The organism is Caulobacter sp. GW821-FHT10E02 (assembly GCF_059415225.1).
Genome location: NZ_JBWKMV010000003.1, coordinates 504672 through 519127, shown reverse-complemented (window position 1 = coordinate 519127; position 14456 = coordinate 504672). Strand labels below are relative to the sequence as shown.

The 14456-nt window shown below is 65.9% G+C and carries 14 protein-coding genes and 1 tRNA gene; 2 read left to right on the top strand and 13 right to left on the bottom strand.

Annotated elements, in window-relative coordinates:
• Position 1: 1 nt before the first annotated feature.
• Both AC07NI_RS17580 and AC07NI_RS17575 read right to left on the bottom strand, forming a co-directional pair.
• Positions 2-1057, bottom strand: a complete 1056-nt coding sequence (locus AC07NI_RS17580) for a pepsin/retropepsin-like aspartic protease family protein (protein WP_494621415.1) — start codon at positions 1055-1057, stop codon at positions 2-4.
• 144 nt (positions 1058-1201) lie between these two features.
• The gene (locus AC07NI_RS17575; protein WP_494621413.1) at positions 1202-1708 is read right to left on the bottom strand and encodes a GNAT family N-acetyltransferase; all 507 of its coding nucleotides are present in this window, start codon (positions 1706-1708) and stop codon (positions 1202-1204) included.
• Between the two features lie 40 nt (positions 1709-1748).
• Here AC07NI_RS17575 and AC07NI_RS17570 point away from each other — a divergent pair, with 40 nt between their 5' ends.
• Entirely contained in the window at positions 1749-2969 is a 1221-nt protein-coding gene (locus AC07NI_RS17570) for an ATP-grasp domain-containing protein (RefSeq protein ID WP_494621411.1), read from the top strand.
• Here AC07NI_RS17570 and AC07NI_RS17565 read toward each other — a convergent pair.
• From AC07NI_RS17565 to AC07NI_RS17545, 5 genes are all read right to left on the bottom strand, one after another.
• Complete coding sequence (locus AC07NI_RS17565) at positions 2966-3478, bottom strand: hypothetical protein (RefSeq protein ID WP_494621409.1); 513 nt, start codon at positions 3476-3478, stop codon at positions 2966-2968. The two genes, AC07NI_RS17570 and AC07NI_RS17565, sit on opposite strands and share 4 nt — an antisense overlap.
• 24 nt (positions 3479-3502) lie before the next feature.
• Positions 3503-4039 carry a M15 family metallopeptidase domain-containing protein gene (locus tag AC07NI_RS17560; protein ID WP_494621407.1) on the bottom strand — a complete coding sequence of 179 codons (537 nt, stop codon included), beginning with the start codon at positions 4037-4039 and terminating at the stop codon, positions 3503-3505.
• Between the two features lie 83 nt (positions 4040-4122).
• Complete coding sequence (locus AC07NI_RS17555; RefSeq protein WP_494621405.1) at positions 4123-6213, bottom strand: peptidase domain-containing ABC transporter; 2091 nt, start codon at positions 6211-6213, stop codon at positions 4123-4125.
• The gene (locus AC07NI_RS17550; RefSeq protein ID WP_494621403.1) at positions 6210-7520 is read right to left on the bottom strand and encodes an HlyD family secretion protein; all 1311 of its coding nucleotides are present in this window, start codon (positions 7518-7520) and stop codon (positions 6210-6212) included. Before AC07NI_RS17550 ends, AC07NI_RS17555 begins: the two co-directional genes overlap by 4 nt.
• Positions 7517-8251, bottom strand: a complete 735-nt coding sequence (locus AC07NI_RS17545) for a Stf0 family sulfotransferase (RefSeq protein ID WP_494621401.1) — start codon at positions 8249-8251, stop codon at positions 7517-7519. The genes AC07NI_RS17550 and AC07NI_RS17545 overlap by 4 nt, the downstream gene beginning before the upstream one ends.
• Before the next feature lie 263 nt (positions 8252-8514).
• On the opposite strand from AC07NI_RS17545, the gene AC07NI_RS17540 reads away from it, so the two are divergent.
• Positions 8515-9264 (top strand): glucose 1-dehydrogenase, encoded by a 750-nt coding sequence (locus tag AC07NI_RS17540; RefSeq protein WP_494621399.1) that lies wholly within the window; start codon positions 8515-8517, stop codon positions 9262-9264.
• Positions 9265-9275: 11 nt separating this feature from the next.
• Here the strand turns inward: AC07NI_RS17540 and gafZ are convergent, their stop codons facing one another.
• From gafZ to AC07NI_RS17510, 6 genes are all read right to left on the bottom strand, one after another.
• Positions 9276-9941: a gene transfer agent activator GafZ gene (gene gafZ, locus AC07NI_RS17535; RefSeq protein WP_494622262.1), complete on the bottom strand. Its 666-nt coding sequence runs from the start codon at positions 9939-9941 to the stop codon at positions 9276-9278.
• A 50-nt stretch (positions 9942-9991) separates the two neighbouring features.
• Positions 9992-10363, bottom strand: a complete 372-nt coding sequence (gafY, locus tag AC07NI_RS17530) for a gene transfer agent production transcriptional regulator GafY/HdaB (RefSeq protein ID WP_494621397.1) — start codon at positions 10361-10363, stop codon at positions 9992-9994.
• A gap of 120 nt (positions 10364-10483) precedes the next feature.
• Entirely contained in the window at positions 10484-11425 is a 942-nt protein-coding gene (locus AC07NI_RS17525; RefSeq protein WP_494621395.1) for a hypothetical protein, read from the bottom strand.
• A 21-nt stretch (positions 11426-11446) separates the two neighbouring features.
• Positions 11447-12358 carry a sugar kinase gene (locus AC07NI_RS17520; RefSeq protein ID WP_494621393.1) on the bottom strand — a complete coding sequence of 304 codons (912 nt, stop codon included), beginning with the start codon at positions 12356-12358 and terminating at the stop codon, positions 11447-11449.
• Positions 12359-12360: 2 nt separating this feature from the next.
• Positions 12361-14148 (bottom strand): DUF885 domain-containing protein, encoded by a 1788-nt coding sequence (locus AC07NI_RS17515; RefSeq protein ID WP_494621391.1) that lies wholly within the window; start codon positions 14146-14148, stop codon positions 12361-12363.
• A 111-nt stretch (positions 14149-14259) separates the two neighbouring features.
• A tRNA-Gly gene (locus AC07NI_RS17510) sits at positions 14260-14334 on the bottom strand.
• Between the last annotated feature and the right edge of the window lie 122 nt (positions 14335-14456).

Genomic DNA, 14456 nt, shown 5'->3' with positions numbered 1-14456 from the left:
CTCAAAGGTATGCGAGCAGTTTGAAATCCAGCTCTCGCGTACGACCATCTCGTTCGACGTGGAGCCGAATATCAGTGCCTGGCGGTCGCGATAGCGAAGCGGTTAGATCCTGCGCGGAACCAGGGCCAACAACCAAATCCCCCGCCCTCATCCCAGCCTTGAAGGCGGGGCTGCCGTATCCAACGTCGACGGCGCGAACGCCTGGTCCAGCGGTTTCAAGCAGCAGGCCTGAGCCAGGATACCGGTGCTGGGTCTGCGGATGCGCATTCCGCTTGATCCAGAGTCGGTCGTCCTCCCGGTCGACCATCAGGTTCAGGGTCCGCAGCGTCCCAAGGCCCAGGATGTTGGCCATCGGCGGCGCGTCCGGCGCGCGCACTACAACCAGGGGGTTCGAATAGAGAACTCCGCCCACTTCCAGGGCCCCGGCGCGAACGAGGCGCGCCGGACTTTTCCGTCCATTGATGGTGAACTGCGAGACGGGCGCGTAGGCCACGTCATCGCGCCACAATCCCAGCTTTTCGCCCGTCTTGTTGTCCAGGCTCAACGACCAGGGAGAGCCGGTGTCGAGCAGGACATCGACAACTCGGCCGTCAATTCGCGCGACCCCGAACATCCGTCTCGAGCCGCCGGCGAACTTGTTGGCGATGAATTCGGTCGGAAGCCGGCTGTATCCGCTGCGGTCGCGGTCGGCGCGGCCTTCGGGGAAAATCCGCCACTGCAAGGCGTCGAAATCCAGTTCGCTGTCGAAGCGCGTCAGCATGTTCGCCGCGAGAAGGCCGTCGGCGCCCAGCCGCTCTCCCGGCAAACCGAACAATGAGAGGTTCGACTGCCGGATAGTCTCGCCCAGAACCAGCGAATTGACTGCGTAGAGGGGGAACTTCTGTCCCTCGTTGAGCTTGGCGCTGCCCGTGACCGGTAGTTTCAGGTCCAGCGCGACCTGATCCCGGATTCCACTGACCACGGCCCCGGTGTCCAGCGCGAACGTATAGCCAGGCTTGCCATTGAGCTCGGCCGAGATCAGCACGCGCTGCCCCGTCAGCTTGATCGACGCGCTCATGGCCCCCTGGGCGGCGCGCGCGGATCCCCACCAGAAGGGAATGCTGGAGGCGGCCAAACCAATTGAGCGACGCGTAATCATGGCAGCCTCGGGCACTGACGCAGGGGTAGCGCTTTCAACAGTGCCATCTTCGCGCGAAAAACATCAAGGCGCTCGCACATAGAGAACGATCGCGCCCAGCCCATCCGCCGAGGCGTAGGGCGCGCCGCGTCGAAGAAAACCGCAACGGTCGAGACCGCGCCTGGCGGCAAGATTGTCCTCGCGCGTGGTGGCGAACGCCTCACGCCCCTCCAGCCGCGCGACAAGCGCCGACAAGAGGCGCCCGGCGACGCCGCATCCTCGACCGGGCTCGTCTACGTAGAGATAGCCCAGCTCGGCGAGATCGCTGGCGGGAACCTGCAGTCCGGCGCTCTTGAAGACATGCTCCACGTAGGAGGCCGCGGGCCGTTTCAAGGCGGCGCCGCCGACAAGCCTTTCGGCTTTCCTGGCAAGCGCGATGCAATGCGCGGACCCGATCCGCTGAGCGAGCCCGGACGTCAGCACCTGCCCGCTCGACGCCACCATGGCGACGTATCGGCGCAAGCAGGCCGGATCAACGAGGTCCGGCCTCTCGATCCAAATTTCCACTTCACTCGCCACCATCTCGCGCATAGGTTTATTTGTCGATTATTTCGCTTACTGGTCAATCGCGATGCATGTGCTGGTCCTCAACCGCCGCCCCCTCGGCGTTGACCCCTACGACGATTGGCTCTACGCGCACCAAGTCACCGTCCTCACGCCCGCCTCGATGGTTGGGCCCGATGCGCGTGGCGCGGGCGACGTCGTCACCGTCGAGCGCTACGGGGAACTCGCCGAAATCATCGCTGTCGCGTCGCGGATTCATGCCGCCAATCCCTTCGACAGGGTCATCGCACTTGGCGAGTTCGACATCGAAAGGGCCGCCGCGGTTCGCGCCAAGCTTGGCATCCGAGGCCAGAAGCCGGCGTCCGCCGCCCTTTTCAGGGACAAGCTCGTGATGAAGACAGCCATGCACGCCGCGGGAATCCCGACGCCGCGCTTCGAGGCCGTTGGCGACATCAGCGATGTGCGACGCTTCGTGACGCGATTTGGCCCCGCCCTCCTGAAGGTGCGCAGGGGCGCGGGCTCGCGAAACATCTTCTATGTCGACGACAACAGTCCGGTCCCGCCCTTGAGCGATTTCGCGTGGGAGAACCTAGCCAATCTCTACATGATCGAAGCGTTCATTCCCCATGCGCTTCATCATGTCGATGGCCTGATCACCAATGGCCGCCTGCGTGTGTTCTCGTCGGCGACCTATGTGAACAAGCCGCTGGATTTTCGGGAGGGCGTCGACGGCGGCAGCGTCCTGAACGACAGCGACTCGACGCTCCACGCCCAGCTTCTGGCGTTCTTCAAACGCCTGAAACGATCGTTGCCGTTCCCCAACCACACCACATTCCACATCGACATATTCTCCGACGGCCAAGGCGGATTCCTGGCGGGCGAAGCCGCTTGCCGCACGGCGGGCAACCGTATCCGCGAGATGATCAGGCTGGGCTATGGCGTGGACCTGGACCGCGAGCTCGTCGCCGCTGTCGTCGAGGAGCGCCCCGAACGCGAAAACGCGCCTCGGCCTCAGCTCGCCAGCGTGGGGTGGGGAGCGATCCGCAAGTGGCGGGGTCGCGTGGAGCAGGCGCCGGCGTCGGCACCCTTTCCTTGGCTGATCGACCCGGTGCTGCATGTGCCCGTCGGACAGGACATGGAGGCGGCCTTGTCGGCGATCGACAACGCGTGGTCCTTCATGGCCACCGGCGCAAGCCAATCGGACGTTCTGCAAAACATCGACGCCGGGATAAATTGGGGGCGGACGAAGCTGGCAAGCTTCACCCGCCCCGAGGTTGGAGTCGCCTAGTCGCTCAGATAAGCGGCCTTCAGGACCTTGGCGTCCCAATACATAAGCCGCTCGCTGGATTCGAACGCGAACAGGACCACGCCGTCGGCCTTGGTGCTGACCCGTTGCTTTTCGCACCGTGGTCCCGACTCGATGCAGCCCTCGTAGCCACCCGCGGGCGCCGCCCGAAGGCCCGCGCTCTTGATGGCCGCGAGCGGTCCGATCGGTTCGACATGCTGGCGACGGTCGGCGCCGAAGGTGAACTTCACCCCGTAAACGCCGGTCCCGCGATTGACGACGAGCTGCGCCTGGTCGCGTTTCCCATCGCCATCGAAGTCGCCCTGGGCGGACAAGAAGCGAACGGGAGAGGTGGCGCGGGCGGTGTCGTCCTCGCCTGATACCTCCGCCGACGTCGCCGTCGTCCAGCCCTGGTTGCTACTCGCTCCGGCCGCGCAGGCGCTCGAGGCAAGGACGGCCAGGGCCAGGATGCCGGCCATGATCGGCGGATGGAGCGATCGGGTGCTGCTCATGGTCATGCTCCGATGGGACCCGCGTCAGCGCGGGTCGTACTCGACGTGGATATGCTGGTTCGGCGTGCCTTGGCCTTCGAGCAGGACGTCAAAGCCCTCACCAAGCGCCTCGTCCAGGTCATTCGCCAGTTCCTGGGCCTCGGCGGTGGAGACGTTGTTGGCCCGCAGGTCGATGGCTTGGTTCTGGTAGTGCAACGAGTTGTTGCCGTGCGAGCCATCGTTGGCCGACGTCACGACGGGGTGCGGCCCGCTGTTGGCCTTCCAGACCTGAACGACCTTGTCGAGCGCGCCCTTCATCTTCTCGGACAGGTTGGCTGTGGTGACGCCCGCCTTCGTCCAGATGTCCGCATTGCTCCCGATCGCGCCGACCGTCGTTTCCTCGCCACCGCTGTCGCCAGGATCATTGTCGTCCGACGACGACGAGGGCAGGGACGACGACGACGACGACGATGACGGATCCTCCGACGGGTTGACGACGATCTCGGACACTTCGTTGTCGTCGCCACCGCCGTTGTTGCCGCCGGTTAGCGCCCGAATTTCTTCCGCAGTTAACTGCCTCATCTGAAACCCCTTACGAGAGCAATGCCGCAATTGGCGCAGAAAATCAACCTTGAGTAATCATTTGAGTCAAGGCAATTTCCGGTTTAGGCCATGGTTCGGCTCTTTTTCTCCGTGACGTCAAAGAGCTTACCGTCGCTGATGCGAAGTACTCGCTCGGCAAGCGCGATCGTCTCTCGTCGATGAGCGATGACGATCCGGGTCAAATTGAGATCGGCGATATTCTTGTTGATGATGTTTTCGCGCTTCGTATCCAGATGCGACGTGGCCTCATCGAGCAGAAGTATTTTGGGCTCCTTGTAGAGCGCTCTAGCCAACAGTAGTCTTTGCCTCTGACCGCCTGACAGCTGACTGCCCATGTCGCCGACGGGGGTGTGCTCTTGCATCGGCATCGATCGGACCTCTTCGTCGATGCCGGCCTGGCGTAGGCAGCGCCACAGCTTGGCGTAGTCGATCGGCTCGCAGAAGAAGGCCACGTTCTCGGCGATCGTGCCGGACATCAGACGATCTTCCTGCAGCACGACGCCGATGGCGGCGCGGACCGAGCGCGGCCCCCAGGCCGCATAGGGGACATCGTCGAGCCGAACTTCGCCATTGAATGGCGTGTAGAGCCCAGCCAGGATCTTCACGATCGTGGACTTCCCCGCCCCCGAAGGACCCACGATCGCGATGAATTCGCCCGGCTCCACCAACAGGTTCAGGCCCTTGAGCGTGGGCGCCTCATTGAGATTGTAGCGATAGACGATGTTCGAAAGCTCGACGCGGCCGGCGACGGTCGCAAGGTCGGCGCAGGGGCGATCGATCCCATCCTCCTTCGGCGTCAGAACGACATCGGAGAGGCGGAACGCGTGCATGTCGAGCAGCCGCCAGTGAATGTACTGGTCGAAGAAGGTCGCGCACCGCTGGGTGAACTGCGTGCCATAGGCCATGAACGCGTAGAGCGCGCCAACGGTGAGCTCGGCGTTGATGACCTGGCGAACACCAAGATAGATCGTCGCGACCAGCACCAGCGCCTCGATCGCGTCCTGCGCGATGGTCACCGCCAGGGACGCCGAGCGGCTCTTCTGCTCGGCGTTGATCGCGGCGGAAAGCTTGTTGAGCCAAACCGACTCCCGCGGCGCCTCGGCGCCCATCGCCTTGATCGTCTGGATGCCGCGCAGCGTTTCCAGACGCTTGCCCTGCTCGGCGATCGTCGCCTGCAGCTGCTCCATCTGCAGACGCATCGTGATGGGCACGGTCGCCACCTTGATGATGACCGCGATCGTCACGCCCACGACCGTCAGAAGGGCGAGCGGCCAACAGAAGACGAACATCATCACCAGCGACGCGGCCGAGAGCACGCCATCCAGCACCGATGAGATCAGGCCGCTGGAGACCAGACCTCGAATGGGGTCCAGCGACGAGAAGCGCGACAGGACGTCGGCGAGCTTGCGACGCTGGAACCAGGACAGCGGAAGGCGGATCAGATGGTGAAAGAGCCGCTGCGTCATGTCCCAGTTCAGCAGGGCGGAAATTCGCTGCAGCGCAAAGCCGCGCAGCGCCTGGGCCAGCATGTTGAAGATCGCCAGAAGCCCGAAGCCGACGCCCAGGGAGACCAGCAGGCCGTGATCTCCCTTGATGGCCGCCGCATCGATCGCGAGCTGCATGTAGAGCGGGCTGGCGAGCAGGCACACCTGCAGGATGATGGACAGGACCAGCACCTGCGCCAGACCAGCGGCCAGGTCGGGGCTCCATCGAAAGAGCCCGCTGAGCGCCATCCGCGAGGGCTGGGCTTTCTTGGTGAAGACCGGCGCGCCGGTGAGCTCGATCGCCACGCCCGAGAAGTCTTCGGCGAAGCTACGCGTCGAGACCGTCAGATACCCGACCGCCGGGTCGAAGATGCGCACGCCGGACGCCGTGGGGCGCTCCAGCATGACGAAGTGGTCGCCGCGCCAGAAAAGGATCGAAAACCGCTTGAGGTCCTTGACCTCGGAAGGTTCGCATCGAACCGCCCGCGCCGACATGCCCAGCTTGCCGGCGATGTCCAGGATCTCGCCGACGCTGGTCCCCCGCGTCGAGGGTGGGTAGACGCTCCTGAGCCGCGGCAGATCGATATCCGCACCGAGGCGCTTGGCCGCCTCCGCGATACAGGCGTGACCGCATTCGGCGATTTCCGATTGGAGATTGGCGATCGTCAACTGGCCGCTCCGCCAACGCTGCGCTGGACCGAGCGCAGCGGCTCGAGCAGCCATTCGGCGAACGACCGGCGCTCAAGGATGATGTCGGCCGAGAGGCGGCTGCCGACGGCGAGGCGCCATTGCTGCCCATAGGCCTCGACGTAGGGCCGGTCGATGCTCGCGGTGACGCGGTAGAGCGCTTCTTCGGTCTTGAGCGCGATCGGGAGATCCGAGGGCATGGTCGGCGCGCGCGCGATCGTCGCGATCCGGCCCCGACCCACGCCGAACTTTTGATAGGGAAACGCCTCGTACATGAGGCGAACCTCGTCGCCTGGCTTGATGAGCCCGACGGCGCGACTGGGCACCCAGAGGTCGGCTTGCAGGCCAACCCCTTCCGGAAGAACGATGGCGAGCAATGTGTCGGGCCGAGCGACCGAGCCGGGCTTGCCCTGCACCGCCACCACCCTGCCCGCTCTGGGCGCGGTGACGACGGCGGCCCGCTCGATCTCCTGAGTGGCTCTGCGCTCCTGCAGCATCGCCCGGCTCTGCCCCAGCTCGGCGACGTCCTGCGCGGCGGCCGAGGCGGCCTGCGTGCGCTGATGGCGCAATTGCCGCTGCTGCGCGACGTAGTCGGCGCGCTGGGATTCGAGGCCGGCCAGCGACTGCTTCGCCGAAATCAACGCCTTCTGCTGTTCGCGAAACCGGATGTCGGAGACGTACTTCTGGGCGTTGAGCCGCTCATAGCTTTCGAGCGTCTTCTCCTCGAGCGCGATGCGATCCTGCTGCATGACGATCTGTTGGTCGAGGACGACGAGTTGCCTGCCGCTGTTGGCGAGCTTGGTGTCGATCTCGGCCATGAAGGCTTCCGCGGAGCTGCCGCGTTCACGGATCTGGGCGGCCAAGGCCGCGTCCTGCGCCGCCGCGCTTGTGGCCAGGATGCTGCTGAGGGAAGCGCCGCCCTCGGTGGTCTGGTCGCCCTTCGTCAGAAAGAGCGGCTGCCCCGCCCTCACCCAGTCGCCTTCGCGGACATACGCCGCGCCGATGATCCCGGCTCGCAGCGACGTTAGGCGAACCGCGCCGTAGGCCGGCTCGATGACGCCCGAAACCGTCTCCTTGCGCGCGTACTGCGCGACGACGAAAAAGGTCGCGGTCGCCAGAAGCACGAACGCAAGGAACCCGGTCAGAAGCCAGCCCGACAGGTGCGAAGCCTTGAACGGCGCGCCAAGGCCTAACGCGGCCTGCGCTGGCGCAACGCGGAGCGGCGTTGGCGCACGCTCCGCCGGCTCGGCCTCACGGAGATCATCCGGCTCGGTGAAACGCACGGTCAAGCCGCCCTGGTCTCGCTAAGATAGCGCTCCATCCATTGGCGGCTTTCACCGCCGCTTTGCTTTTCGATGTCGGGAATGTCCCAGGGATTGGCGCGGTCGATCGTCACGCCGATGAAATCAGCCACGCGATCGGTCACCGCCTGGGTGTCGGCCAGCAAGCCTTCATAGCTGATGCGTAGCGGCGTCACGTCCAGACGCACGAAGACACGCTCCCAAGCGCTCTTCTGTTTCCTGACCCGCTGCACGTAGCGATCGATCAGGTCTCGATCGTACTGCGCCGGCGCCTTTTCCGGCGATGAGGCAAACCACGCCCGGGTTTGTGCGGCGCGCAGATATGAAATCGCCTGAGCAACTTCGTCAGCGCGTTCGAGATAAACGATCTTCTTTCCGAATATATGAGGAAGAAGAGCGGGATGGTTCGCGGAGATATGCCGGAGGTTTCGAATGAAAAGTTTCGAACCGAACACCCCATTGGGGCCAGTGCGTTTGGAAATCACCTTTCTCCAATAATCCAACATATCCTCCTCCCCCATCCGGGAAATCAGATTGCCCATTATTGGAAGATTCAAATATTCCATCGGCGCGCCAAGCGCGCCTGTTTTCCAAAATTCGATTGCGGCTAGAGTACTGCCCGATCGCGGAAGAGTGGCCAGAGTGTATGTCTTCCTCGCCCCCTCTGCGCATTTAGGAAAGTCGTAGGTGTCCAGATACAAATTACCAATCGGATGCATCACTACGCACTCGCCTCCACCGCGTATACAATCTTAGTTTGCATACACTCAGCCGCAAGGAGTCAAGCTTAACAATGCGCCTTTAGGTAGAAAATTTCATGCGTCCAGATCCCGGAGGCTAGGTTCGCAATGGCAACGCCGGGACGCCTCCAGCCAGCGCCGATAAGCCCCCAGAAAATCTCTCCGCCCGCGCTCATTGAATCACTTCGATGATTATCTAAATGTCGAAGCGTTCGCCGATCAACGGCGTCCGGAGAGAGACAATGAGCAAGCTTACTGGCAAGACCGCCGTCGTGACCGGCGCCTCGAAGGGTATCGGCGCTGCTATCGCCAAGGCCCTGGCCGCCGAGGGCGCGGCCGTCGCCGTCAACTACGCTTCGAGCCGTGACGGCGCCGACAAGGTCGTGGCCGAGATCACCGCCGCCGGTGGCAAGGCCATCGCGGTCCAGGGCGACGTGGCCAAGAGCGCCGATGTCACCCGCCTGTTCGACGAGACCGCCAAGGCCTTCGGCGGCGTCGACATCCTGGTCAACAACGCCGGCGTCTACGAGTTCGCCGCGCTGGAAGACGTCACCGAAGAGCACTTCCACCGCCAGTTCAACATCAACGTCCTGGGCCTGCTGTTGGCGACGCAAGAAGCGGCCAAGCGCTTCGGCGCCGACGGCGGCAGCGTGATCAACATCAGCTCGGCGGCGACCACGGTCGATATCCCGACCGCCTCGGTCTACACCGGCACCAAGGCGGCCGTGGACTCGATCACCCGCGTGCTGGCCAAGGAGCTGGGCTCGCGCAAGATCCGCGTCAACGCCGTCTCGCCGGGCGCGGTCGAGACCGAAGGCACCCACACCGTGGGCATCATCGGCAGCGAACTCGAAGCTCAGCTGGTCGCCCAGACCCCGCTCGGCCGCATCGGCCAGCCGTCGGACATCGCGCCGGTGGTGAGCTTCCTGGCCTCGCCGGAAAGCTTCTGGATCACCGGCGAGATCATCGCCGTGGCCGGCGGCAACCGCTAACGCCTAGGCCTTCAGGCCATCCGATAGTGCCGCGCCAGGCGCTGCAGGGCGAGTTTCAGGACCGTCTTGCCCGCTCGGCGCGGCAGCTTCAGCGACCGCTCGGCCATCTCCAGCGCCGAGCCCATCAGGCAGACCCGCTCCAGGATCTCGCGCAGGCCCGGCCCCACCGCCGCCAGCGCATGGGCGATCCGCTCGCGAGCGGCGAGATCGCGTTCGGCCGGGGCCAATCCCGGCCGGCCGCCGTCCACCCGAGGCGTCGCGTCCCAGCGCATGGTCATCCGGCCTTGCGTTCCCAGACTCTCGAACTCCTCGCGCAGCCGCTCGCCGGCGGCGGCCTCGGTCGGCGTCAACCAGGGCTGGCCGTTGCCGTCACGGCGGCGGGCCAGCCAGGCGATCGGCGACTCGCCGAGATTACGCCGGACCGGTCCCTCGGCCGTCACGACCTCTTCCTCGATCACGCCCGGGCGACCCGGCGGTAGCGGCGAAGGCTCTGGCCGCGCCGTCATCGTCCAACCGCCCTGGGCGCGCGGCTTCAGCGTCGCCTCACGGGCCAGGGCCTGGAACGCCGCCTCGTCGAGGGTCAGCATGACGCTGCGCCGACGGCTGGGGCCCAGGCGCACGCCGTAGCCCAGGCCCCGCGCCTCGACCACCGCTCCGGGGCGCGAGAGCAGCCGCATGGCGCGTTCGGCCAGCCGGCGCGCCTCCAGCTCCGTATCGAACTCGACGCTCACGCCGGGATCTCCTCGGCATGGGCCGGGGCCTGACGCAGGCAGGCCTCCAGGTCCGAGAGCCGGCGATCGAACACGGCGTCCTCGCGCATGTCCTCGATCTTGCGGCAGGCGTGGCCGCAGGTCGTGCGATCGCGGCCGAACGCGAAGGCCACCCGCGCCAGCGACCAATGGAAGGTGATGTGGGTCAGGTAGATGGCCAGCTGCCGCGCGCGGACGGCGGCGTGGGTGGCGCGCCGAGGCGCGCTGATCTCGGCCGCCGGCACGCCGGTGGCCAGGGAAACGAGATGGGTGACGAAGCCGACCGTCAGGCGGTCGCGACGGGGATCGGGCGTGATCGCCCAGATGTCCTCAAGGGCTTGAACCAACATGGCGTCCTCTCCTCCCAGCCGCGAGCATAGCGGGCGAACACCACTATAGGTATATATTCTTAATGAGAGGAAGATATTCCTATTTCACTCAAGCTTCCGGACCACAAGTCATTGATGTTCCTAGGCCGAGGCGCCCGAAACACCCGCGCCCAGACGGGGATTGGCGTCCATGGACTCAGCTTGGCCGCCCGAGCGATTCGCGGCGCGGATGATCTGGATCATCGGCACGCGATCGAAGTCAGCCTTCATGCGATCCACCCAAGCATTGTCGAGCTTCGTGCGGCCTTCGCGCAATTCGCGGCAGGCCGCGATCGCCGCGTCGACGCCGACCGTGGGGCTGGCGGCAAGGATGTCTTCTGGGCAATGGCGGCGCAGTTCGTGCACGATCTCCACCGGTAGCGCAGGGCCTTCCCGCAGCCACTGCTCGGCGCGCCGGAAGCCGTCCGCGCCGAACAGCCGCATCATGTAGCCGGCGTTGGACTGCAGCAGCACGCGCTCCTCGCGATCCACGATCAGCATCGGGAACAGCGGCGCCAGGGCCGGCAAGGCGGTGTTGGCATAGGTGCGGACGCCCCAATAGAGCGCGGCGATCTCCGCGAAATGCGCGGCGTCGCGCAGCAGCTCGAAGCCGGACTGCGCCATCGGCATGATCTCGACCTTGGGCTTGTTGACGTCCACCGTGTCGTTCGAGACGTCCACATAGAGCGGCCCGACCTGGATCGCGTTCTGCAGATACCGCCCGCGTAGCGCGCCCCAGATCAGCGTGCATCGGCCGCCGCCGCGAAAGAAGGCGTCCAGCGCGCGCTCCCCCGGCGATCGCCGGCGGGCCGCCGCCTGCCGAAGCCGCTGCAGCACATCGACGGTGATTTCGTAGCAGTATCCGTAGGGATAGGACTTTCCCCGCTTGGCCACCGCGGTCGCGGCCAGGGCCACATCCGTCTCGGCGCGGATCGCGAGTAGCGCCGCCTCCACCGCCGGCAAGACAGGGATCAGAAATCGTTTCGTCAGCGCCGTCTGCAGACGGTCGGGGACGAGGCCCTCGGGAGGCTTAACCATACGCAACACAAACGACTGAACACGCGGCTAGGCCTCCAGCGCCAAGCCGTGGGGCAGGATAGCGCCTCTGTGCGAGACCACCAGCGCGGCCAGGGCATGCGCCCGCGCAACCGCCTCCGGAATGGGTTTCCCTGCCAGTCGCGACGACAGGTAGGCGGCGTTGAAGCTGTCCCCTGCCCCCGTGGTGTCGACCGCCTTGACCCGCCCCGGCGGCGGCGTGGCCGTGCGGCCGTCCGGCTGGTGGACATTGACCGCGTGGCTCTCGTCGCGGGCCACGACCTCGGCGCCGGCGGCGGCCCATTCGGCGGCCAGGTCCTCGGCTTCGCGACCATAGAGAGGGCGGCTGTCTTCGCTGCTCAGCGAGATGTAGCGGCAGGAGGGCACGACGCCGTCCAGGGCGGCGCGGGCGGCCTCGGGGCTGGGCCACAGGGCCGGGCGGTAGTTGAAGTCCAGGGCCACGGCGACACCCAGCGAGTGGACATAGGCGAGAATGTCCTTCAGCCGCGCCCGGCCGATGTCGCCAACCACCGCCAGGGTCACGCCCGACAGGTAGACGAGACCGCTGGCCTTGGCCGCCTCGATCAGCTGGTCGGCGGTGTGGGCCGAGAACAGGTCGCGGATCGGGGCCCGCTCGCGCCAGTAGTGGAACTTCCGCTCGCCGTGCTCGTCCAGGACGATGGCGTAGAGACCCGGCAGGCGGTTCTCGACCTGACGGACCAGGCGGGTGTCGATGCCCTCGCGGCGCATGGCCGACAGCACGCCCTCGCTGAACGGGTCGCCCTGCCCCAGCGCCGTGCAGTAGGCGACCTCGTCACCCAGCCGCGCCATGTAGATGGCCGTGTTGAACGTGTCGCCGGCAAAACCCATCCGGTAGAGGCTGTCGGCGCTTTCCGGCGACAGCTCGACCATGCATTCGCCGAGAACGGTGATCCTGGCCACAGTCAGCCCTTCTTCTTGGCTGGCGCGGTGGCCTTGGCCTGCTGGGCGATCCAGGCGTCGATCCGCGTCTCCAGCACCGCCAGCGGCAGCGAGCCGTGCAGCAGGACCGCGTCGTGGAAGCCGCGCTCATCGAACTTGTCGCTCAGCTTGACCTCAGCCCGCTTGCGCAGCTCCAAGAGCTTCAGCTCGCCGATCTTGTAGGCCAGGGCCTGGCCGGGCCAGGAGACGTAGCGCTTGAGCTCGACCTCGATATTGGTCGGCGACAGGGCGGTGTTGTCGGTGAAGCAGGCGCGGGCCTGTTCCATCGACCAGCCCTTCCAGTGCATGCCGGTGTCGGCCACCAGGCGGCAGGCGCGCCACATCTCGTACGACAGCCGGCCGAAGACCTCATAGGGGTCGCGATAGATCCCCATCTCCTCGCCCAGCCACTCCGAATAAAGGCCCCAGCCCTCGCCGAAGGCGGTGAAATAGAGGTTGCGGCGGAACTCGGGGACACCCGTCTGCTCGGCGGCCAGCGAGGTCTGGATGTGGTGGCCGGGCGCGCCCTCGTGCAGCACCAGGGCCGGCAGCTCGTACAGCGGACGCTGGTCCAGCTCCGAGGTGTTGATCATCAGCCCGCCGGCCCGGCCGACCTTGGCGTCGCCGCCGAAGTAGCGGCCGGTGGTGTAGCCCTTCTCGATGCTGGCCGGCACCGGGCGCACGCCATAGGTCAGGCGCGGCAGGACGCCGAAGTGGGCCGGCAGTTGGTCGTCAGCGCGCTTGGCGATCTCGGACGACTTCTCCAGCAATTGCTGGCGGCTGGTGGCGTAGAAGCGCGGGTCCTGGCGCAGCATGGCCAGGAAAGCCGGCAGGTCGCCCTGGAAGCCGGCGGCCTTCATGGTCTCCTGCATGCGGGCGCGGATGCGGGCCACTTCGGACTGGCCGATGTCGTGGATCTGGTCCGGCGTCAGGGTGGTGGTCGTGTGCCGGCGGGCCAGGAAGGCGTAGTAGCGCTTGCCGTCCGGCAGGTCCGAGGCCGCCAGGCTCTTGGCCGCGTGCGGGACGTACTCCTCGGTCATGAACTTGACGAACGTGGCCCGAGCCGGCGCGACCTTGTCGGTCATGGCCTTCTCGCCCTCGGCGACCAGGGCCGCGCGCGTGGCTTCCGGGATGCTGGCCGGCAGGGTGCGCAGCGGCGTCATCAGCGGATCGTCAGCCAGCGGCGTGGCGGCGGTGCGCTGGGCCCGCTCCTGCACCGCCTGGGCGGTCGGGATGGCCTGGACGAAGCCGGTCTTCACCCCGCGCCGGGCGTTGTCGATATTGGCCGCGTACCAGCCGGGCATGCCGTTCAGCAGGCCGATCCAGCGTCGGGCCTCGGCCTCGCTCTTCAGCTTCATGCCAGTGGCGCGGTACAGCATCATCACGTCGAAGCCGCCGTCGCTGCTGAACGGCATCCGCGACTCGTCGTAGCCGGCCGCCTCGATGCGGTCCTTGACGGTCCACAGCAGCAGGTCGCGGGTCAGCTTCTCCTCGTCGGAGAGGCCCTTGGTCTCCATCGCCGACAGGGCCGCCGAGATCGCGTTCAGCTTGGTCAGGCGCGCGGCGTCGGCGGCGGGCGAGACGTCGGGCAGGCGCCAGCGGGCTTCGCTGGAACCGCCGGAATCGGGGTCCTCGTCGGCATTACCCAGCGCCTCGTAGCGGGCGACTAGGCTGACGAGATTGCCGGAGGGCGTGGCCCAGGCGGCCGAGACGGCCAAGGCTGCGAGGCAGACGCCGGCCAGGGCGGCGCGCCAGGGTGCGATGCGAGTCATGAGGCGCAGCTTAGGCGAACGCGGATCGCCCGGCGACACGCGAATCGTTCACCGCGATCCCTTGGCGGGGACCGGTTGGAAACGTCTAAGTTTTCGGAAGATGTTCGAGAATGGAGCGGGCGAAGAGATTCGAACTCTCGACCCCAACCTTGGCAAGGTTGTGCTCTACCACTGAGCTACGCCCGCCCATTCGCGAGATATATAGTCGCTCCATTCCCCCGAAAGTCCGGAAGAATGGAGCGGGCGAAGAGATTCGAACTCTCGACCCCAACCTTGGCAAGGTTGTGCTCTACCACTGAGCTACGCCC

Bases quoted from the DNA above. Each gene is read 5' to 3' on its own strand.
- AC07NI_RS17580 (WP_494621415.1), bottom strand. From the start codon at position 1,057: ATGAGCGCGTCGATCAAGCTGACGGGGCAGCGCGTGCTGATCTCGGCC.
- AC07NI_RS17575 (WP_494621413.1), bottom strand. From the start codon at position 1,708: ATGCGCGAGATGGTGGCGAGTGAAGTGGAAATTTGGATCGAGAGGCCG.
- AC07NI_RS17570 (WP_494621411.1), top strand. From the start codon at position 1,749: ATGCATGTGCTGGTCCTCAACCGCCGCCCCCTCGGCGTTGACCCCTAC.
- AC07NI_RS17565 (WP_494621409.1), bottom strand. From the start codon at position 3,478: ATGAGCAGCACCCGATCGCTCCATCCGCCGATCATGGCCGGCATCCTG.
- AC07NI_RS17560 (WP_494621407.1), bottom strand. From the start codon at position 4,039: ATGAGGCAGTTAACTGCGGAAGAAATTCGGGCGCTAACCGGCGGCAAC.
- AC07NI_RS17545 (WP_494621401.1), bottom strand. From the start codon at position 8,251: ATGCATCCGATTGGTAATTTGTATCTGGACACCTACGACTTTCCTAAA.
- AC07NI_RS17540 (WP_494621399.1), top strand. From the start codon at position 8,515: ATGAGCAAGCTTACTGGCAAGACCGCCGTCGTGACCGGCGCCTCGAAG.
- gafZ (WP_494622262.1), bottom strand. From the start codon at position 9,941: ATGCGGCTGCTCTCGCGCCCCGGAGCGGTGGTCGAGGCGCGGGGCCTG.
- gafY (WP_494621397.1), bottom strand. From the start codon at position 10,363: ATGTTGGTTCAAGCCCTTGAGGACATCTGGGCGATCACGCCCGATCCC.
- AC07NI_RS17515 (WP_494621391.1), bottom strand. From the start codon at position 14,148: ATGACTCGCATCGCACCCTGGCGCGCCGCCCTGGCCGGCGTCTGCCTC.